Annotated in this window: 17 protein-coding genes and 1 tRNA gene; 7 read left to right on the top strand and 11 right to left on the bottom strand. The window is 65.0% G+C overall.

Features of this window, described 5'->3' with window-relative positions:
• Positions 1-41 precede the first annotated feature (41 nt).
• Together AC1DYL_RS14430 and AC1DYL_RS14425 are read left to right on the top strand one after the other, a co-directional pair.
• On the top strand, positions 42-1,334 hold the full coding sequence (locus AC1DYL_RS14430) for a hypothetical protein (RefSeq protein ID WP_477173666.1): 1,293 nt from the start codon (positions 42-44) through the stop codon (positions 1,332-1,334).
• Positions 1,331-1,906 carry an LbetaH domain-containing protein gene (locus AC1DYL_RS14425; RefSeq protein WP_477173665.1) on the top strand — a complete coding sequence of 192 codons (576 nt, stop codon included), beginning with the start codon at positions 1,331-1,333 and terminating at the stop codon, positions 1,904-1,906. The genes AC1DYL_RS14430 and AC1DYL_RS14425 overlap by 4 nt, the downstream gene beginning before the upstream one ends.
• A gap of 18 nt (positions 1,907-1,924) precedes the next feature.
• On the opposite strand, the gene AC1DYL_RS14420 is transcribed toward AC1DYL_RS14425, so the two are convergent.
• The 6 genes from AC1DYL_RS14420 to AC1DYL_RS14395 form a co-directional block, all read right to left on the bottom strand.
• Entirely contained in the window at positions 1,925-3,871 is a 1,947-nt protein-coding gene (locus AC1DYL_RS14420; protein ID WP_477173664.1) for a GDSL-type esterase/lipase family protein, read from the bottom strand.
• Positions 3,871-4,134 carry a spike base protein, RCAP_Rcc01079 family gene (locus AC1DYL_RS14415; RefSeq protein ID WP_477173663.1) on the bottom strand — a complete coding sequence of 88 codons (264 nt, stop codon included), beginning with the start codon at positions 4,132-4,134 and terminating at the stop codon, positions 3,871-3,873. Before AC1DYL_RS14415 ends, AC1DYL_RS14420 begins: the two co-directional genes overlap by 1 nt.
• Positions 4,135-4,205: 71 nt before the next feature.
• On the bottom strand, positions 4,206-5,642 hold the full coding sequence (locus tag AC1DYL_RS14410; protein WP_477173662.1) for a mannose-1-phosphate guanylyltransferase/mannose-6-phosphate isomerase: 1,437 nt from the start codon (positions 5,640-5,642) through the stop codon (positions 4,206-4,208).
• A 57-nt stretch (positions 5,643-5,699) separates the two neighbouring features.
• Entirely contained in the window at positions 5,700-7,793 is a 2,094-nt protein-coding gene (locus AC1DYL_RS14405) for a GumC family protein (protein ID WP_477173661.1), read from the bottom strand.
• 213 nt (positions 7,794-8,006) lie between these two features.
• Positions 8,007-8,273 (bottom strand): hypothetical protein, encoded by a 267-nt coding sequence (locus tag AC1DYL_RS14400; protein ID WP_477151302.1) that lies wholly within the window; start codon positions 8,271-8,273, stop codon positions 8,007-8,009.
• A 129-nt stretch (positions 8,274-8,402) separates the two neighbouring features.
• A tRNA-Ser gene (locus AC1DYL_RS14395) sits at positions 8,403-8,493 on the bottom strand.
• A 234-nt stretch (positions 8,494-8,727) separates the two neighbouring features.
• Between AC1DYL_RS14395 and AC1DYL_RS14390 the strand changes: the two genes are divergently transcribed.
• Complete coding sequence (locus AC1DYL_RS14390) at positions 8,728-9,231, top strand: DUF2147 domain-containing protein (RefSeq protein ID WP_477173660.1); 504 nt, start codon at positions 8,728-8,730, stop codon at positions 9,229-9,231.
• Positions 9,232-9,235: 4 nt separating this feature from the next.
• Here the strand turns inward: AC1DYL_RS14390 and AC1DYL_RS14385 are convergent, their stop codons facing one another.
• Both AC1DYL_RS14385 and AC1DYL_RS14380 read right to left on the bottom strand, forming a co-directional pair.
• Positions 9,236-9,952: a glutathione S-transferase N-terminal domain-containing protein gene (locus tag AC1DYL_RS14385; protein WP_477157894.1), complete on the bottom strand. Its 717-nt coding sequence runs from the start codon at positions 9,950-9,952 to the stop codon at positions 9,236-9,238.
• Between the two features lie 142 nt (positions 9,953-10,094).
• Entirely contained in the window at positions 10,095-10,538 is a 444-nt protein-coding gene (locus AC1DYL_RS14380; protein ID WP_477151305.1) for a glyoxalase superfamily protein, read from the bottom strand.
• A 270-nt stretch (positions 10,539-10,808) separates the two neighbouring features.
• Between AC1DYL_RS14380 and AC1DYL_RS14375 the strand changes: the two genes are divergently transcribed.
• A complete protein-coding gene (locus AC1DYL_RS14375) occupies positions 10,809-11,576 on the top strand; it encodes a sulfite exporter TauE/SafE family protein (protein ID WP_477151306.1) in 768 nt (255 codons plus the stop codon).
• A 4-nt stretch (positions 11,577-11,580) separates the two neighbouring features.
• Here AC1DYL_RS14375 and AC1DYL_RS14370 read toward each other — a convergent pair whose 3' ends face one another.
• On the bottom strand, positions 11,581-13,668 hold the full coding sequence (locus AC1DYL_RS14370; RefSeq protein WP_477173659.1) for a molybdopterin-containing oxidoreductase family protein: 2,088 nt from the start codon (positions 13,666-13,668) through the stop codon (positions 11,581-11,583).
• Between the two features lie 228 nt (positions 13,669-13,896).
• Here AC1DYL_RS14370 and AC1DYL_RS14365 point away from each other — a divergent pair, with 228 nt between their 5' ends.
• From AC1DYL_RS14365 to AC1DYL_RS14355, 3 genes are all read left to right on the top strand, one after another.
• On the top strand, positions 13,897-14,703 hold the full coding sequence (locus tag AC1DYL_RS14365) for a calcium-binding protein (RefSeq protein WP_477173658.1): 807 nt from the start codon (positions 13,897-13,899) through the stop codon (positions 14,701-14,703).
• A 215-nt stretch (positions 14,704-14,918) separates the two neighbouring features.
• The gene (locus AC1DYL_RS14360; RefSeq protein ID WP_477173657.1) at positions 14,919-17,054 is read left to right on the top strand and encodes a M10 family metallopeptidase C-terminal domain-containing protein; all 2,136 of its coding nucleotides are present in this window, start codon (positions 14,919-14,921) and stop codon (positions 17,052-17,054) included.
• Between the two features lie 11 nt (positions 17,055-17,065).
• Positions 17,066-17,860 carry a calcium-binding protein gene (locus tag AC1DYL_RS14355; RefSeq protein WP_477173656.1) on the top strand — a complete coding sequence of 265 codons (795 nt, stop codon included), beginning with the start codon at positions 17,066-17,068 and terminating at the stop codon, positions 17,858-17,860.
• A gap of 21 nt (positions 17,861-17,881) precedes the next feature.
• Here the strand turns inward: AC1DYL_RS14355 and AC1DYL_RS14350 are convergent, their stop codons facing one another.
• Complete coding sequence (locus AC1DYL_RS14350; RefSeq protein ID WP_477151310.1) at positions 17,882-18,037, bottom strand: hypothetical protein; 156 nt, start codon at positions 18,035-18,037, stop codon at positions 17,882-17,884.
• Positions 18,038-18,251: 214 nt separating this feature from the next.
• Entirely contained in the window at positions 18,252-18,566 is a 315-nt protein-coding gene (gene sugE / locus AC1DYL_RS14345; RefSeq protein WP_477157890.1) for a quaternary ammonium compound efflux SMR transporter SugE, read from the bottom strand.
• Positions 18,567-18,618 lie beyond the last annotated feature (52 nt).

Here is an 18,618-nt window from a genome sequence, read left to right as displayed (position 1 = left end):
TGCCGACAGATCCCGACAGCGGACGGTGGAGACTGGCGCGGGTGGTGTCACAGGCCGCACTGCTGGTGCTCGCAGCCCTTACCGCCAAGGAGTGGACCTCGGTGCTTCTAGTGCTGCCGGTCGCACTCTGCGGGCTCATTGCCGCGGCGCGAAACGACAATGCGGAGGTGGACGCGATCGACGTTTACTGGCTGCTGTCGACGCTCTTCTTCGTCGTCCGGCCGGCGCAGACGTTGGCTCAGGGCTCGGTGACGATGTACGCCGCCAGGGCGCCGGTGCACTACGAGCCGGAAATCATCCTCCTGACGTTCGCGTCATTGTACGTCTTCTCGATCATCATGCTCGTGTTGCTGCCGCCCACCGGTCGCGCGGTCAGGACCCTGGCGGTCACACCGAGTTCGGGGCTGCTGCTGTTGGCGGCGCTTGCCGGCTTTTCCCTGATGCTGGTCTTCGGTGGCGATGTCGGCAACCTTCTCGCTCCGAGATATGAGAAGCTGGCCGATCAGATCTCACCGCTGATAGCCGTCGGCCAAGGCCTACTGATTGCAAGTGCGGCGATGATGACCGCTGCGTTGGTGTCCAGCCGCAAGCCGCGCACGCCCGATATATTCAGCTTGCTGTGCTGCCTCTCATTGTTGGCCATCGCCTTCAACCCGTTGAACACTTCGCGGTTCGGCTTGATCGCTGCCTGGCTGCCGGTTGGGCTGATCCTCATGCCGGCCGTGCGGAAACCCTTGGTGTTCGCTGCCGTGGCCGTTGGGGCGATCGTCGTGGTGATGCCGATCCTCAGCGTGACCACGCGCTTTGGCTGGGACCTGAACCGGGTGCTGAACTCCACCGAACGCGGTTCCATCGGAGAGATTCCGTATGTCGATACCTTCGACGCGTTGCTGCATGGGGTCTACTACGCCCACCATTACGGCCTTCAGGTCGGGGCGAAGATTCTCTCGATCCTGCTGTGTTTCGTGCCGCGTGGCTTGTGGCCGGAAAAGCCGGTCGTCAGCGGCCTCGATATCGGCAACGACCTGTTCGTGCAGGGGCTGGTGGGGACACCGAACCTCTCGATGCCGATCGCCGGTGACTTCTACATGGACTTCGGGCTCATCGGTGTGGGGCTCGGGGCAATCGTTGCGGCGGTGGGGTGCCGCGGGCTGCTGCGTACGCAGCCGGCTATCGGGGGATACCCGATCTACGGTTACCTGATCATCGGCGCGTTGCCGATCGTGGAGCGCGGTGCGGTCGGCGCCGTGATCCTGCTGCCGGCCTCTACATTGATCGCCTGCAGCCTGCTTACGGCACTGTCACGGCGCCACGTCGTTGCAGCTACGGCATGACGAACGACCCGCAAATCCTTCGCGGAGCCGATGTCGGCGTTGCCGCCGGTCGCCCCAGCTTCTCGCTCCGGCATCGACTGTTCCGGGCCGTCTGGGTGGTAAGCTGGACGTTACTGGCAGCCTGGACGCCGCCTCCGCTGCACCACTGGCGGCGGCTGGTACTCTTGGCCTTCGGAGCGAAGGTGCACCCGACGGCCAGGGTCTATGGCAGCGCCAAGGTGTGGTTTCCTCCACACCTGCGCGTGGGAGCCGGCGCGGTGCTGGGTCCTCGCTCGACCTGCTATTGCGTGGCGCCGGTAGTGCTCGGGGACGGAGCGATCGTCTCACAGGGTGCACATCTGTGCGGCGCGACCCACGCCATCGACGAGGTGAGTTTCCAGCTGATCGCCAAACCGATCGCCATCGGCAAGGGCGCATGGATTGCCGCCGAGGCCTTCGTTGGCCCGGGTGTCACGGCTGGGGAAGGTGCAGTGCTGGGCGCGCGCGGGGTGGCGTTCAGCGATCTTGCTGCCAACACCGTCTATATCGGCAACCCGGCACGCCCACTCCGCGCGCGACGCCGGACGGATTGAAGCCGCCGGCGGGCACTTTCACCACCCCATGGCGTCATTGGCCGCTTTGAACGCGCCGGCGACGATGGCGTAGCCGGCGTCGTTGGGGTGGATCGTATCGGCCCTCAGCGAGCGCGGCACCCAGCCGTTTCCGACATCGCTCAAATCGCCCGGCGACCCATCATGGGCATCCTTGAGCGCCTGCAGCACGTCGACGAAACATGCGCCACAGGTCGCGGCGAGCGCAGCATTGGTCACCGCGATGCCGGCAACGGTGGAGGGGGCGTCGGACGCGGCAGTGAGGATCGAGCCGACGAGGTAGCGCGGATGATTGAGGTAGGCGACCGCGGCGGCAATGTCGCCCGCCACAGTGAAGCCCGACTGCGCACCGTTCCGGCCCGTCCACAACCAGGCCGTGCGATGTCGCAGGCTAAGCCCCACGTCGGTGACAAAGGGTGTGCCCGGCGGGCAGGCAACAGCGCTGCCGGCCACAGTCCGGGTGAAACTCCAGTTGCCCGATGCGTCCGTCGACATCGTGCCGTGCACGCCGGCAAGACTGCCGGCGAGCGCGCCAGCAAAGCTCCCAGCATCCCGAAGCACGTTGATGTTCTTGGCGGTGATCACGACGCTGCCGGAGGCGGGCAGTTGATCTGTTGCTGCGGTGACCAGGATAGGGCGTGCATTCATGCGGGCAGCGATCTGCGTCGATGTCTGCCCTCCGATGCCGCGGTTGCTCACCGCCCGGTCCGGGGCAAACAGGGTCGCGGCAACCGCCGGATAGGTCGTCGCCGCACCCGAGGCCCCGGCGCCGGCGGTGAGGCTGTCGCCCCAGGCTGCGACGAGGTTACCGACCAAGGCGGACGACAGGTTCTCCACCTCCTCCACGGTCTTCGTGGCGGCGAAAAGCGTTACCCGAGAGATCGTCCCATCCCAGTTGTTGGACGTGGCTTGTCCACGCCCGATCCGCATCTGGGCGGCGCCCGGGAAGGCGCCGGACGCGTCGGACAGGGCGGGTTGCCCGTCGCGCGCCGCTATGAAGGCGTTCGGCGCCGCAGAAAAAGCGACGCGAAAACTGGTCGACACCTCGACCAGACCCAGGTCGAGATCGGCCTGCGTGGTGGTCGAGCCGGTGACGGCCTGCGCGCTCACCAGCAAGTGCAGGTGCTTGGCGGCGTCCCAGCAGAGGCGGATGTAATTGCGCTCGGTGGGCGCGCCGCTGGTGAAATCGATGGCCCCGTCGTCGGTCTGCCACAGGATCTTGGTGCCGCTCGCGGCTGCGGGCGTGGTGGCCTCGACGACGCCCGACAGCGCCATCGGGACGAACCCGGCGAACGGCACGCACTCGCGGCAGGAGTAATTATCGAGACCGAAGCTGCCGCTGGCGGGGTTGAAGATAGCGCGGGCTCCCACATACATCGTGGTCGCCGCTCCGACGGTCGCAAAGGTGCAGACCGTCTCGACAAGGTCGGTCGTCGCGTTGATGTGCCCGACCGAGCCCATGAAGCCGGTGCCATTGGCATTGGGCGTGATCCAGAGATTCGGGCCAAAGCCCGCTCCGGCTCCCCTGACCGACCCTCGCGCCTGATAGGCCCGGCCGGGCGCAACAGCGACGCCCTGCCCGGCGAACGGACTGTTCGCACCGTTGCTGCTGACCACCAGTTCGCCGGCCACCACGGCGTTGGTGGCTGGACCGAGTCCAGCCTGCGTCGTCGTCCAACCAACGGCACCCGCTGCGAAACTGCCATTGCTGATCAGTTCCGGGGCGCCGGGAGCGATGTGGGGACCGATGGAGATGGCGCCGGATGCCTCGCTGCCGCCGATGGCGGCGAGGAACGCGGGCCTATCGGCGTAGTTTCGTCCCCTGAACGCGAAGCGTCCGGCGGCAAAGTCGGCGTCGAGGATCGAACCCGATCGTGACCATCCACGGCTCGAGCCCACCGATGCCAGGCCGAGCCGCGGGCCGATCGCAATGGCTGCCGCTCCCATCAATAGAGCCCCACCAGATAACCGGCACTGGTCCCCGTTGCCTTGACCCGGCGGGCACGCACCGGCAGCACCGTGCCGCCACCGAGGCCGACGAAGCTCACCTCGTCGCCCGAGGCCAGCACCGCCGCGAGATCGCCGGCGCTGCCGATGTAGATGGCGCGGGTCTCGGCCAAAAGATCGGCAGAGTCGCTGGTGGTGATCGCAAATCCGCCGCGGGCGGGTGCTGCGATGTCGTCGGCACGGCCCTGGTATTTCTCGCTCATGTTCTGCTCCATCAATGGAGCCACGAGGTTAGGGCCGCGCCCAAACGCGGGGATAAGTGGGCGGTCGTGGGCTAGGCCCGGCCGAACTCGTCCTCGATGCGGATGATGTCGTCCTCGCCCAGATACGAGCCGGTCTGCACTTCGATCAGCTCCAGCAGGATCTTGCCGGGGTTGGCCAGCCGATGCACCGAACCGAGCGGCAGGTAGACCGACTGGTTCTCGGTCAACATCATCACCTTGTCGTCGATGGTCACCTCGGCAGTGCCGGTGACTACCACCCAGTGCTCGGCACGGTGGTGGTGCTTCTGCAGGCTGAGCTTCTTGCCCGGCTTGACGAACAGGCGCTTCACCTGGAAGCGCTCGCCATTCAGCACGGACGAGTAACCGCCCCAGGGCCGATAGGCGGTACGGTGGATTTCGGTCAGCCCATGGGTCGCCGCATCGGCGCGCAGTGCCTTCACCATCGGGCCGACGCGTTGCGCTTCAGAGAGCTTGCCGACGTAGATGGCGTCTTCGGTCGCGATCACCGCAACGTCGTCGAGCCCTTCGACCGCGATGTGGGCCTTTTCTGACATGACGAGGGAATTGCGCGTGTTGGAGAGCGTGGCGTTGCCGTTGGTGACGACGTTACCGGCCGCGTCCTTGCCCGACACTTTCCACACCGCGTCCCAGGCACCGAGGTCGGACCACGGATAGGTCACCGGCACCAGCGCTACCTGCGTCGACTTTTCGAAGATGGCGTAGTCGACCGAGATATTGGGCGCGGTGGCGAAGCCGGCTTCGTCGAGGCGGATGAAATCCAGATCGGTCTTCGCGGCCGCGACGGCGGCCGCCGCGGCCCGCAGAGTATCGGGCGCCAGCGCTTCGACCTCGCGCAGGAAGCTGCCGACACCGAGCATGAAGGTACCGGAGTTCCAGTAGTAGCCGCCATCGGCGAGCATTTTTGCCGCGGTTTCGCGATCGGGTTTTTCGACGAAGCGGGCGACGGCACGCACGCCCTGATCGAGTTCTGCCCCGGCCTCGATGTAGCCGTAGCCCGTTTCGGGAGCGGTGGGGGTGATGCCGAAGGTGACGAGACGGCCGGCACGGGCGGCCTCGGCAGCCGTCGCGACGCTCCACCAGTAGTTATCGTCGGGCTCGACCGCGTGATCTGAGGCGAGGACGTGGATTACTGCGTTATCGCCAAATCTGCCGCGTACGAAGACGGCGGCTGCAGCGATGGCCGCCGCGGTGTTGCGCGCTACGGGCTCAAGTAGCACCGCCGAGGTCGCCACGCCGGCCTCCTGGGCCTGCTCAGCGACGAGGAAACGGTATTCGGCGTTGGTGACGATCACCGCCGGCGTATAGTGCGCGGAATCGGCCACGCGGAGCAGCGTCTGCTGATAGAGCGAGGTGGGCCCGGTGAGCGGCAGGAACTGCTTGGGGCGCGCGGCGCGCGACATCGGCCAAAGCCGGGTCCCCTGCCCGCCTGCGAGGATTACCGGTACGATCGGAGTGGCTTCAGTCATCGGTTCTAGGCCTCGGCGTAGTATCCCGCGTACTTGCTACGATATGCGGCGGGATTGCTAGTTTGATGGTTGAGAATGGTTAGGATCGGCACGTCGTCCGCTTTGGCACCGATCAGCGACGCCATCGCCGCTTTCACCTCCTGCTGGGGCGTGCTGGAGAATTTCACCACAACGGCGATAGCATCGGTCATGCCTGCCAGATAGAGGCCATCGACGACCGACCCCACCGGCGGAGCGTCCAATATCAACATCGAAGTTCGTCCGCGCCGCGGCGATCAATCGCGCGAAGGTCTTGCCGGTCACGAATTGGTCGGTAGCGCCATCGCTGCGCCGCGAGCCGACGATGACTTTGGCCCCGCTCCCGGGATCGACGGTGAGGATCGCCTTCAGATCGGATGGGTCGCTGCTGTGGGCGAGATACTCAAGCAGCCCCCCGGAGGCCTCGATGCCGAGCAGCTTGTGGATGCCGGGTTTGCGCAGGTCGCAATCGATCAGCAGCGTCGACATGCCGGCCAGCGCGTTCGCCCGGGCAAGCGACAGGGCCACAGTGGTCTTGCCCTCCCCTGGGGCGGCGGAGGTCACGAGGATGACCGAACCGGACTTTGCCTCCGTCGCGTCGCCACGGGGGCGCTTGCGCACCGCCTGGTCGACGCCGATCCGCACCCGGCGGATCGACTCCGAATAGGCCGACAGTGGCGCAAGAGCCACCGAGTCCGCGACGGTAAGCGTCTCCTCCCCGTCGCGCCGAATCGGCCGCTGGCGGGGCACTGCGGCGACTACCGGGGCCTTGAGGATCGCCTCGGCCTGCGCAGCGGAGGTGAATCCGCCGACGAAGTTCTCGATGAGGAAGGCGAGCGCGATGCCAAGGCCGAGGCCGGCAAGGCCGGCGAGCATGAGGATCAGTCGTGGATTGGGGAACGATGGGGTATCGGGAGGCGTTGCCTCCGCCGCCAGCCGGCTATCTGCCACCTGCAGGTAGGCCTGGGTATCGAGATCCTTCTGCCGGGTCAGCAGCGCCTGGTACTGCGTCCGCGCGATCTCGGAGGCCTGCTGCAGCCCGTAGATACTGGCAAGAATCTCCGACGGCAAATCGCTCTGGAGGATGGAGTTGCGCAGTTGTGCGCGGAGTTCTGCGACGCGGGCCTCGGCGTTCACGACGTCCTGCCTGAGGCCGGCGACAGCCTCGGTCGTGGCCGTCACCAGTTGCGCCTCGATGGCCGCGACTCGGCCGCGCAGGTCGACCGCCAGTTCGCTCGCCTCGCTGGCATCGGCGACATCGCCGAGAAGTGCGGCACGCTGCCGTTCCAGGTTGGAGATAGTTTCGTCGCGGAGGGTTGTCGCCACCGCGGTCCAATCGCGGCGGGCCAAACTGCTGGCGGCCCGCCCCAGCAACGAGCTCGACTGGGCCCTGAGGCCGTCCAACCTCGCGATTTCGTCGCGCATCTGCAGGAAGTCGGTGCGCCCTGTCGCCTCGCCGATGCGCGTGATGTTTTGTTCGATAAATGCGTCGAACGCTCGTTCGGATTCGCCGACTGCGGCGCTTGCCTCGCTCATGCGGTCCTTGAGGATGGCAGCCGAAGCCAGAGTGGAGGCAACCTTCGCCTCAAGCTGCTGCCGGATGTACGTCCGCGATACCGCGTTGGCGATTTGTGCAGCGAAATCGGAGCGCTGTGACCGGGCGCTCACGGCGATAAGGAAGGTGAGGCCCCGACGCTGGACCAGGACGTTGTCGCGCAGGTTGCCGAGGGCGGCGGCTAGTGTTTCCTTCGCGCTCGGCTGTACCGGGTCGCCCAGGTGCAGCACAGACCGCAACATGTCCAGCATGCCGAGACGAAAGCCGTACTCGGGGTCAGCCGCGAGATTCAATTCTCTTGCGACCGCGAAGAGCGTCGTCTCCGCCTTGACCAATTCCACTTCGCCATCCACCCGCAGGCTGTCGGACCCGGAGCCGGTTGTCTCCGTGTCGGGATCGAGCAGGTTCTTCGTGCTGGGGTCGACAAGTACCAGTGCAGTCGCCGAATAGACCGGCCGCATCGCGAGAAGCGCCAGACCAGCAACGCCAAGCACAAGGGCGGCCACCACAATGATGAGCCATGCTCTGCGCCTCAGGAGATCGAACGCGGTCTTGAGATCGAGGGCATCACCGTCCATGCGGCGATCCAAACGATTGCGTGCGGCAGCAGCCGTAAGCGGCGGCTCCGATCTCGGCCGAATAGTCGAGCGGCAAGCCCCCTGCCGTCACGCTTACACTACGCCCCCAAAACAGTATTCGGCCGCCTTCCTTATGCTGAAAGGCGTCGTAACTAATGATTAACCAACGAAGGCGGGGAAGTCTAGGAAGTACTGGGGAACAATCAGCTTTGCTTATCGAACGGCGGTGACGTCAGAAGGGCCGAGCCTGATCGGCCGGCGGATGATCAACCCGAGCAGCAAACCGATATTAAAGGTGACGATAGCGAGCACTGTCCATCCGAGCGCGGTCAGGAGGTCCGCCTGCGCGGCGAGTGCCGCCGTGGCGGTCGTCAGCAGCAGCAGGTTTCCAACCACGATCCAGCCCATGGTGGAGTAGTAGCCGCCGGCGATTAATCCCAGTCCGCCGGCAAGCATGGCCGCCAGCACCGTCGCACCCATAGGTTCTCTCCTACACCCCGGAGAATCCAACATTGCCTGTTAAGCGAACGTTATGTCTACGTGCCGGTTTATGCCAGCCACGGCAGGCCTGAGGCCCGCGAGGCGTCCAACTAACTCGCTTGGGGAAGGTGGCGGAGAGGATGGGATTCGAACCCACGAGACCCTTTAGAGGTCTGCGCCCTTAGCAGGGGCGTGCCTTCGACCACTCGGCCACCTCTCCGTCGCCGGTGGGGATAGCGGCTGGAGCCTTGCCGGGCAAGCGGTTTTTCGGGGCGCGCACATGGGCAGTAATGACCGGCCGTGCACAAATGATGCAGAACTGTCGCCCTCGGCGGCCCGCGACATTATTTGCGGAACTTTGCCATTGATTTGACGAACCTCGCGGCAACGATGCCGATGCTACTCGATTGAAGCTCGAGATCTCGATTCGACGGCGCGGCGACGGAGAGCAACCATGGCTTGGACTGACAGATTTGCAGGCGCCGCGGCTGTTTTGGCGCTGGCGGGGCTGGGGCCGGTTGCGGCGCAGGAGACGCTCCCCTCGCTGATCGAGGGAGTGTGGCTCACCACAGCGCGGACGGAGCTGACCATCGCCCCGTGCGAGCCCGGATTCTGCGGCTATATCAGCAAGATCGTGATCCCGGAGACGATCAAGGAGAAGTATGGCGCAGAGCTCGAAGCCATTGATCCGGCTTCGTTTACCGACGCCAACAACAAGGACCCGGCGCTCCGTGGCCGCCCGATCCAGGGGATGCAGATTCTGACTCTGCGGCAGACCGGGAATCCGATGTTCTACGAGGGCGAGATCTATAATCCCGAGGATGGGAACATGTACTCGGGGTCGGTAGAGGTGCTGAATACCGACCTAATCCGGCTCAAAGGCTGTGTACTTTATGTGCTGTGCCAGGAGCAGGATTGGTCACGGGTGCTGACCGAGTCAGCACCCGAAACTGAATGATGCATTAACGCTGGTTGAACAGGATCTTCTGCGCTTCCTTGTCTGTGGCGGCGCTGATGTTCTGGCTCTGCTCGAGCGTGATGCCGAGCGCCCGCTGCACGGCGGGGCGATCGGTGACGCGTTGGCGCCAGGCCGCAAAGGCCGGGAACTCGGCGAGGTCAATGCCGTGGTTCTCGGAACCGCGCGACCAGTCGAAAATGGCCATGTCGGCGATCGAGTAGTCACCGGCCACGTAATCCTTGCCCTCGGCGGCCTGCTTCTTGAGCTGGGTGTCGAGCACGCGATAGAGGCGGTGGCTTTCGTCCTGGTAGCGCTTGATGGCGTAGGGGATCTTCTCGGGGGCGTAGCGGGAGAAGTGATTGTTCTGGCCCAGCATCGGGCCGAAGCCGCCGACCTGCCAGAACAGCCACTCGTCGATCTTGATCCGCTCGGACCAACTGGTGCCGTAGAACTTGCCGAACTTCTCGGCGAGGTATTTCAGGATCGCGCCCGACTCGAAGATGGAGACCGGCTTGCCCTCCGGGCCCTCTGGATCGACGATCGCCGGGATCTTGTTGTTGGGCGAGATCGCGAGGAAATCCGGCTTGAACTGGTCGCCGCGGCCGATGTTGATCGGATAGATCCCGTAGGGCAGCCCGAGTTCCTCGAGGATGATGGTGATCTTCCGGCCATTCGGAGTGGCGGCATAATAGAGGTCGATCGGCAGGGTCTGGGTGGTCATGGGTAGAGTCCGTGTCTGCTGCAGGAGGGTGACGGAACGCCACCGGGACGGGCCTCCATATATCGGCAGATGGCGATGGAAGACAACCCGCGGGAGGGAAAGACAACGGCGGAGCATGCCCCGCCGTTGGAAAACGGTTCTGCTATGCGCGCTGGATGCGCATATGCGGTTCACCGTCGCTGGTGCGCGACGCCGAGATGCCGCGCAGGTCGACCGTCGCCCGCACGCGCTGGCGATAGATCGGCCCCATTAGCTCGGATTTCGACACGTTAACCGGGCGATCGAACTTCACGGTCACCTCGTAGTGGTTCATGTCGGCGAGCAGTTGCACCCCGATCACCATGCCGATGAACGGCTGGCTGAGGTAGGTGCCCTTGACGCGCTGGCCAACCTGCACCGGGCTGACCGCGCGTTCCGGCATCGCCGCTGAGGCGGTGTTCCAGTCGCGGTAGCCGTGGCGGTGGGCGATTTCTTCCAGCGCGGCGCCCTGCCCCAGCGGATTGCCCGCCAAGGCTCGTTCGGCGCGCAGAGCCTTGGCCTCGGCCTTCAGGGTCGCGGCACTGGGGGTATCGAGAGAGAAAGTCATGTCGGTCCTCTTCAAGCAGAGGCGGATTTCTTCATGGGGCTCGCCCTGCCATGAACCGCCTCGAGAAGGGAGCGATCATGAATGCGTCACGGATGATCCGCGGCTGGACTTGACCATCGGGTTTCCCCGGCGAGCGGCAGGCGCCAGCAGCACGGCCGCTATGTGGTGGATCGGGCCAGCTTTGTCAACTTGCCCCCATTCGCTCGGCTGATGGCGAAGATCACGCGATTGCGTTGGAGTGCGGGCACCTGACAGGCTAGGGAGAACGGCATGACCGAGATCATGCTGTTCGTCGCCGGGCTCATCGCCGGCACCATCAATACGCTGGCGGGTGGCGGCTCGTTCGTGCTGTTCCCAGCGCTCCTGTTCGCCGGCGTGCCGCCGGTGATCGCCAATGCGTCGAACACCTATGCGAGCCTGCCGGGCTATGCCAGCGGCGCTTTCGGGTTGTGGCACGATATCGTCAAGCATCGCGACCGGCTGATCCCCTATTCGATCGTCTCGATCGTCTTCGGCTATGTCGGCGCGGAACTGCTGTTGCAGGTGTCGAACGCCACGTTCGTCCTGGTGGTGCCGTGGCTGCTGCTATTTGCGGTGGTACTGTTCGCCTTCGGCGGCCGGATCAATAGCTTCATCCGGGCCCGAGCGGGCGACAGTGGCCGCGGCCGGCATGTCGGTGCGGCGCTGCTGTTCGCGCTGCTGGCCGGCATCTGCGTCTATGGCGGGTTCTTCAACGCCGGACTCGGCGTCTTGCTACTGGCGTTCCTGGCGCTGGCGGGGTTCACCGACATCCATGCGATGAACGGGCTGAAGCTGTGGATTTCGACGCTGGTGGCACTGGTCAGCGTGGTGCGGTTCGCACTGTCGGGGTCCATCGACTGGTACCACGGCTCGATCGCGCTGGTCGGGGTGACGATCGGCGGCTATGTCGCGGCGCGGCTGGCAAAGCGGATACCGACAGGGCTGATCCGCGGGCTGGTGATTGTCTACGGGATCGGGCTGACCGGGTGGTTCTTCTGGCAGGCTTACGGGGCTTAATCCCCTACCCCTTCCGAACCCACACCGATGTATCGTGGAACGCGGCGCCGCCGAAGGGGCGGACCGGATCTGACCCGATCAGGGTGTTGATGCCCTGGCCGTTCCGGTGCGCGGAGTTGGGATGGATGCCTTCGGCGATAAGCACGCCGCGTTGCATGCCGACGAAGAACACCGCCCTCAGCGCGACTTCGCCGCGGCGGTTGCCGAGGGTGACGGGGTCGCCATCGGCGATTCCGAGTTCAGCTGCGTCGGCGGAATGGATGAAGACGGTAGGCTCGGGCTGGCGCTTCTGGCTGCCTGCGGTTTCAGCGAAGCTGGAGTTGAGGAAGCTGCGCGAGGGGCTGGTGGCGAGGCGGAACGGGGTTTCGGCGTCGACCCGCTCGGTGACGTCCCAGTGGTCGGCGAAGCGTGGCATCTCCGAGGGGTCGCAGACCCAGTTGTAGCCCTTGAGCTTGGCCACAGCGTCCCAGTCCGGCTCGAAGCGATAGCGCTTGTCGGGCCAGGCGAAACCGTCGGCGAAACGGGCTTTCTCGTCCGGCCAGGCGCCGTCGATGAAGCCGGTTTTTTCGATCTCCTCGAGCTCGCCGAAGCCTGACCGGCGGAAGGTCTCGGCGACCATGTCCCGGTCGCTCAGGTGCATCGAGGCGTGGTCGGTGCCGAGGCGGCGGAGCAGCTCGTTGACGACCTCGAAATTGGAGCGGCACTCGCCTGGCGCGTCGACCAGCTTGGGGCCGAACAGCAGCCGGGTGTGGCCGCCGCGGCGGTAGTAGTCGTTATGCTCGAGGAACATGGTGGCGGGCAGGACGATATCGGCCATCTTCGCGGTATCGGTCATGAACTGCTCATGCACGACCGTGAACAGGTCCTCGCGCTCGAAACCGGCGCGGGTGAGGCCCTGCTCCGGGCTGACGTTCATCGGGTTGGTGTTCTGGATGAACAGCGCCTTGACCGGGCCGCCGCCGTTCAGCGCCTTCTTGTCCCCCGTCAGCACCTTGCCGATCTCGGACATATCGAGCTCGCGCCCGCCCGGACCCATGTCGGCGCCTGTTATCATCGACTTGTCGAGCTTCCACGAGCCAGAGTTGGAGTGGAAGGCGCCGCCGCCGTGGTGCTGCCAGGAGCCGGTCATGGCGGCGACCGAGAGCGCAGCATGCATCGAGGTGGAGCCGTTGCGCTGGCGGGTGAAGCCATAGCCGAGGCGGAAGTAGGTTTTTGGCGTGGTGCCTACGAGCCGGGCGAAGGCCTCGATTTCTTCGACGTTGAGGCCGGTGATCGCGGCCGCCCATTCGGGAGTGCGGGTCGAAAGATGGGCTTCGAATTCGGGCGAGAAGTCGGTGTACTTGGCCATGTAGGCGCGATCGGCCAGGCCATCGCGCAGCAGGATGTGCATCACGGCGACGGCCAGCGCGCCGTCGGTGCCGGGGCGCGCCACCAGCGCCATGTCGGCCTGCTCCATGGTGCCGTTGCGGTAGATGTCGATGGCGACGATCTTCGCCCCGCGTTCCTTGCGGGCGCGGATGGCGTGGGTCATGACATTGACCTGGGTGGCCACCGCGTTGGTGCCCCAGATGACGACGCAATCGCTGTCGGCCATGGACTCGGGGTTGGGGCCGGCCAGCACGCCGGTGCCGGCGATGAAGCCGGGCCAGGCGGTGCCGGTGCAGATGGTGTCGTATTGCAGCGAGTAGCCGCGGGCATGGCGCAGGCGCTCGATGCCGTCGCGGTGCACGTGGCCCATGGTGCCGGCGTAGAAATAGGGCCAGATGGCCTCGGGTCCGTCGGTCCGCTCGATCTCGAGCCAGCGGGCGACGATCTCATCCATCGCTTCATCCCAGCTGATCCGCTGGAACTCGCCAGAGCCCTTTTTGCCAACGCGGCGAAGGGGATGGGTCAGCCGGTTCGGGTGATGAATCCGCTCGGCGTAGCGCGCCACTTTCTCGCAGATGACGCCCGCCGTGTAAGGATCGTCCTTGGCGCCACGCACCCGGCCGATGGTCGAGCCGTCGATCAGTTCAACGTCGAGCGCGCAGGTTGAGGGACAATCGTGGGGGCACACCGAACGGGCGGTGCGGGGCGTGGTGATGGCGTTCATGGGCGCGAGATTTATCACGCAGGCCCGGACGGTAACAGGGCGGACGATTGCCCAACTGACAGCCGGCTTTACCTAGATTGGGGGAGTTGCTGAAGAAGTAGGCAACTGCCGGGACCCGTTCACAGCAGAATCCCATGCCGCCATGCGGCCTCCGCGGAGCCGCCTTGCAAATTGCGGTCGTGCCGCGCCGAGCAAGGCCGTCTCAAAGTGGGTGAGAGGGAGAACATCATGGCAATCATAGGCACGTCCGGGGCGGATACGCTCTTGGGCACAGAGGACGACGAAGCGATCTGGGGCCTCGGTGGCGACGATCGCCTGATCGGGCTCAACGGCAACGACCTCCTCATCGGCGGCCCTGGCGCCGACCTCCTCGAAGGCGGGGACGGCGACGACACCTACGAGCTCAACGCCGACCGCTCGGACACAATCATCGACGGGAGCGGTTGGGACACCATCCGCGCCACCACCAGCCTCGACCTTGCGGACTATCCGGAGATCGAGAACCTGGAGATGGCCACTGACGCTTCCGGCCGGCAGACGCTGGGCAACGCGCTGAACAACGAAATCTTCGATCGGGGTGGCAGCAATATCCTCGATGGACGCGCGGGCCAGGACTATCTCGTCGCCGGCGGCGGCAACGACATCCTGATCGGTGGGCTCGGCGTCGATGACCTGCAAGGCGGCGCCGGCGACGATCGTTTCGACTTCTACGATGTGGCCGAGACGGGCGTCGGTTCGGGTCCGGGCATCTACAACCGCGACCAGATCATGGATTTCACCCGCGGCGGCGACCGTATCCACCTCGGCAGGATCGACGCCGACGCCGGGCATTCCGGCAACCAGACCTTCACCTTCATCGGCGCCAGCAGCTTCACCCGCTCGGCCGGCGAGCTCGTGACCTATGAGGAAATGATCAATGGCGGCACCGAGACAGTGACGGTGATTGCCGGCGACACCGATGGCGACGGCGTCGCCGATTTCGAGATCGAGCTGCGGGGCAGCATCGCGCTCAGCGCGGACGACTTCATTCTCTAGCCGCGGGCGCTCACCCGTGCCCGCCTGGCGGGCGTCCGTCACTGCGCAGATGACCTGATGCCGCAAAAATGGGCATCCGTAGGCGATGGTTTGGCGACGGAGGGCTAGAAGCGGGCCGATCCATGCGCAGGTGGCATGTCACCCATGCAAGTCGCTGCGTTCCCGGATCGAGGGCCGAGGCGGAGCCTTGAACGATATTCGGGAGGATTTTCAGCATGGCCTATTATCCACCTACCATCGATCCGGATTCACTCGACGGCAGCGACGGCTTCAACATCACCGGCGCCACGACCGACGACAGGTTGGGGACCAGCGTCGAGAACGCCGGTGACGTCAACGGCGACGGCTTCGACGACATCATCGTCAGCGGCCGCGACCGGATGGGCGGCGCGGTCTACAACTATGTCGTATTCGGATCGGCTGAGCCGTTTCCAGCCGAGTTCAACATCACCGAACTCGACGGCAGCAACGGCTTTGCGATCGATACTGTGGACAAGCCCTTCCACGTCGAGGGCGCCGGCGACATCAACGGCGACGGGTATGCCGACCTGATGGTCGGGACCACCAACGACGCCGACGAATACGGCTACGAGGACGTCCACGTGGTCTTCGGCAAGGCCGATGGCTTCGAGCCGTATTTCTGGCTCGAGGAGCTCGACGGCGAAAACGGCTTCACGCTCAACGGACCGCCGCGATCGACCGCCAACTACACCATCGCCTCTGCCGGCGACACCAACGGCGACGGCTTCGACGATGTGCTGATCACCACCGACTACGAGGCCCGGCTACTGCTTGGAAAGGCGGACGGTTTTGCGGCGGATGCGATCGTCACCGACGTCACGACGGCAATCTTCAACTCGACCGAGTGGGGATACCCGCGGCCCGGCGGCATCGGCGACATCAACGGCGACGGGTTCGGCGACGTCGTCATCGGCGAAGCTGTGATCTTCGGTGGCGCCGGCGGATTTCCTGCCGGGCTCACGGTCGACATGCTCGACGGCAGCAACGGCTTCCGGCTCGATCCCAACGTCAACCGCACCGTAGCGGCGGCGGGAGACGTGAACGGCGACGGCATCGACGACTTCATCGTCGGCAATCCCTACGCCAAGCCGCATGGCCATATCGATGGTGGCGAGGCCTACGTGGTGTTCGGCAAGGCGGACGGGTTCGATGCCTCACTAGACCTCGAGGCGCTCGACGGCAGCGACGGCTTTGTCATCCGCGGACCAACGCTGTCGGGGCTCGGGGCAGAGGTGACGGGCGCAGGGGACGTGAACGGCGACGGCTTCGACGATGTGCTGGTGCAGACCGGCTATAGCAGGGCGCACGTCGTGTTCGGCAGGGCGACCTTCCACACGCCGGGCTTCGACGTCGACGATCTCGACGGCCGCGACGGGTTCGAGATCGACAGCTCAGACCCCTATTCGGGGGTCGAAAACGTTGCCGGGCTCGGCGACTTCAACGGCGACGGTTTCGCTGACCTCGCCTTCGGCAACAGCAACGCCAGCCCGGGCGGCCTCTATCTCTCCGGGACCACGGCGGTGGTGTTCGGGCTGAAGCCCACGGACTCCGTGACCCGTATCGACGCGGCCGGCGACCAGACGGTGCGTGGCGGGCTCGGCAATGACGTGCTGATCAGCTATGGCGGTGACGACCACCTGATCGGCGACGTCGGCAATGACTCGCTGCGCAGCGTCGCGGGCGCGGACACCATGGAGGGCGGGCTCGGCAACGACGAGTACTTCGTGTTCGCCGACCGCTCCGACACCATCATCGACACCGGCGGCATCGACACGATCCGCGCGACGACGCACTGGGACCTCACCGGAAATCCCGAGATCGAGAACGTGGTGCTCGCCGATGCGGGCGACTGGCACGTGAGTGGCAACAACCTCAACAACCGGCTGGTCGGCGGCTTTGGCGACAACGTGCTCTCCGGCGGCAACGGCGATGACCGGCTCGAAGGCGGTGGCGGCGACGACATCCTGATCGGTGGCTTTGGCCGCGATGTGCTGATTGGAGGCGCCGGCACGGATCGGTTCGATTTCGCCAGCTACGAGAGCGGACCGGCAGCGAGCCGCGATGTGATCGTCGACTTCGAAGCTGGCGAACTGATCAACCTTGCGGGCGTCGATTCGAACGTCTGGCGCAACGGCAACCAGGCCTTCACCTTCATCGGCGACGGCGAGTTCACCGGCAAGTGGGGCCAGCTGCGCTACGACTATTTCACCTTCACCAACGGTGAGGTCGTGACGATCGTCGAAGCCGATACGGATGGAGATGGGGAGGCCGATTTCGGCCTCGAACTGCGCGGCCAGCATGTGCTGACGGCGGCTGACTTCATTCTCTAGGGAGAAATTCCATGGCCTACATCATGGGCACCGACGCGCCCGAGACGCTGACCGGGACCAACGCCAACGACGCGATCCTGGGATTTGCCGGGGATGATCACATCCTCGGGCTCGACGGCAGCGACCAGCTGTTCGGGCATGGCGGCGCCGACCTGCTCGAGGGCGGGCTCGGGGACGATATCTACCAGCTTATCGACGATCGCTCCGACACCATCATCGATATCGGCGGGTGGGACACGATCCGCGCCACCGTGGGAATTGATCTCGAGGATTATCTCGAGATCGAGAACCTCACGATGGCTATCGACTATTCCGGCCGCGCGCTGCTGGGCAACGGGCTCGACAACGAGCTGATCGACTGGGGCGGCAGCAACCGGCTCGATGGGCGCGACGGTGACGACTACCTCAACGCCGGGGCCGGCAATGACCTGCTCATCGGCGGGCTGGGCACGGAGTTCATGCTCGGCGGACAGGGCCGGGATCGGTTCGATTTCCGCAGCGTCGAGGAGATCGGCACGGGCGAGACGACGCGCGACGTGATCTGGGACTTCAAGCCGACGGCGGATAAAATCAACCTCGGGGCGATCGACGCCAACGAGCAGTTCTCCGGCAACCAGGCGTTCCAGCTGCTTGGCTTCGCAGAGTTCACCGGCAAGGCGGGCGAGTTGCGCTGGGTGTACGAGCAGCGCGCCGACCTTTCCGCCGTAACGCTGGTCGAAGGCGACACGGACGGTGACGGCGTGGCGGATTTTCAGATCGAATTGAATGGCCGGCTGCCGATGTACGCAGCCGACTTCATTCTCTAGGTGGCTGGGCCCAGGCCCGGCCTACTCTTCGGCGCGGATCTTCTTCAGCTCGGCATTGTAGATGCGCAGGCTGAGATAGATCGCGAACATGAAGCAGACGATCCCTGTGACCTGCGACAGCGGCAGGCCAGCGAAAAGCGGAACGTGCTTGGCAACGATCAAAGCAACAACGAGCATGAGGACAGACACGACCTCAGCAGAGCGGAACAGCATGGCTCCCCTTTACCTTCATTTCGAGATGCGCTGACGCTCGGCGCGGAATGGCGCCTCGTGGGAGCCCCCGCAATCACGTTTACGGAAAATCGCAAAAGGTTCCATCAACTTTTGCGTTATTCGGTATTTTCGTCAAACAGGCTGGCGCGGAAGCCACAGCTCCCGCGCCGCGCCCGGATCAGCTGACGAGCTTAAGCCCGACGATCCCGGCGATAATCAGGCCGATGCTGGCGAGCCGCAAGGCCGTGGCCGGCTCCTGGAAAATCATGATGCCGAGCACTGCAGTGCCCACTGTGCCGATGCCGGTCCAGATGGCGTAGCCGGTGCCGACTGGCAGCTCACGCAGCGCGATACCGAGCAGCACGACGCTGGCGACCATCGCCGCGATGGTGATGGCGGTCGGCCCGAGTCTCGTGAACCCTTCGGTGTACTTGAGGCCGATGGCCCAGACGATTTCCAGCAAGCCGGCAGCGATGAGATAGACCCATGCCATGGGAGTTCTCCTTTGTCGCGGGCCGTCCCGCTGATGATCTGGTGAGGCGCCG

Source organism: Devosia sp. P1_H9 (assembly GCF_056405135.1).
The sequence above is the reverse complement of the archived record's forward strand: the minus strand, read 5'-3'. Positions and strand labels throughout refer to the sequence as shown.

What these genes read in the sequence shown, in the direction of transcription:
- AC1DYL_RS14425 (WP_477173665.1), top strand. Translation starts at nt 1,331, where the DNA reads ATGACGAACGACCCGCAAATCCTTCGCGGAGCCGATGTCGGCGTTGCC.
- AC1DYL_RS14420 (WP_477173664.1), bottom strand. Translation starts at nt 3,871, where the DNA reads ATGGGAGCGGCAGCCATTGCGATCGGCCCGCGGCTCGGCCTGGCATCG.
- AC1DYL_RS14415 (WP_477173663.1), bottom strand. Translation starts at nt 4,134, where the DNA reads ATGAGCGAGAAATACCAGGGCCGTGCCGACGACATCGCAGCACCCGCC.
- AC1DYL_RS14410 (WP_477173662.1), bottom strand. Translation starts at nt 5,642, where the DNA reads ATGACTGAAGCCACTCCGATCGTACCGGTAATCCTCGCAGGCGGGCAG.
- AC1DYL_RS14405 (WP_477173661.1), bottom strand. Translation starts at nt 7,793, where the DNA reads ATGGACGGTGATGCCCTCGATCTCAAGACCGCGTTCGATCTCCTGAGG.
- AC1DYL_RS14400 (WP_477151302.1), bottom strand. Translation starts at nt 8,273, where the DNA reads ATGGGTGCGACGGTGCTGGCGGCCATGCTTGCCGGCGGACTGGGATTA.
- AC1DYL_RS14390 (WP_477173660.1), top strand. Translation starts at nt 8,728, where the DNA reads ATGGCTTGGACTGACAGATTTGCAGGCGCCGCGGCTGTTTTGGCGCTG.
- AC1DYL_RS14385 (WP_477157894.1), bottom strand. Translation starts at nt 9,952, where the DNA reads ATGACCACCCAGACCCTGCCGATCGACCTCTATTATGCCGCCACTCCG.
- AC1DYL_RS14380 (WP_477151305.1), bottom strand. Translation starts at nt 10,538, where the DNA reads ATGACTTTCTCTCTCGATACCCCCAGTGCCGCGACCCTGAAGGCCGAG.
- AC1DYL_RS14375 (WP_477151306.1), top strand. Translation starts at nt 10,809, where the DNA reads ATGACCGAGATCATGCTGTTCGTCGCCGGGCTCATCGCCGGCACCATC.
- AC1DYL_RS14370 (WP_477173659.1), bottom strand. Translation starts at nt 13,668, where the DNA reads ATGAACGCCATCACCACGCCCCGCACCGCCCGTTCGGTGTGCCCCCAC.
- AC1DYL_RS14365 (WP_477173658.1), top strand. Translation starts at nt 13,897, where the DNA reads ATGGCAATCATAGGCACGTCCGGGGCGGATACGCTCTTGGGCACAGAG.
- AC1DYL_RS14360 (WP_477173657.1), top strand. Translation starts at nt 14,919, where the DNA reads ATGGCCTATTATCCACCTACCATCGATCCGGATTCACTCGACGGCAGC.
- AC1DYL_RS14355 (WP_477173656.1), top strand. Translation starts at nt 17,066, where the DNA reads ATGGCCTACATCATGGGCACCGACGCGCCCGAGACGCTGACCGGGACC.
- AC1DYL_RS14350 (WP_477151310.1), bottom strand. Translation starts at nt 18,037, where the DNA reads ATGCTCGTTGTTGCTTTGATCGTTGCCAAGCACGTTCCGCTTTTCGCT.
- sugE (WP_477157890.1), bottom strand. Translation starts at nt 18,566, where the DNA reads ATGGCATGGGTCTATCTCATCGCTGCCGGCTTGCTGGAAATCGTCTGG.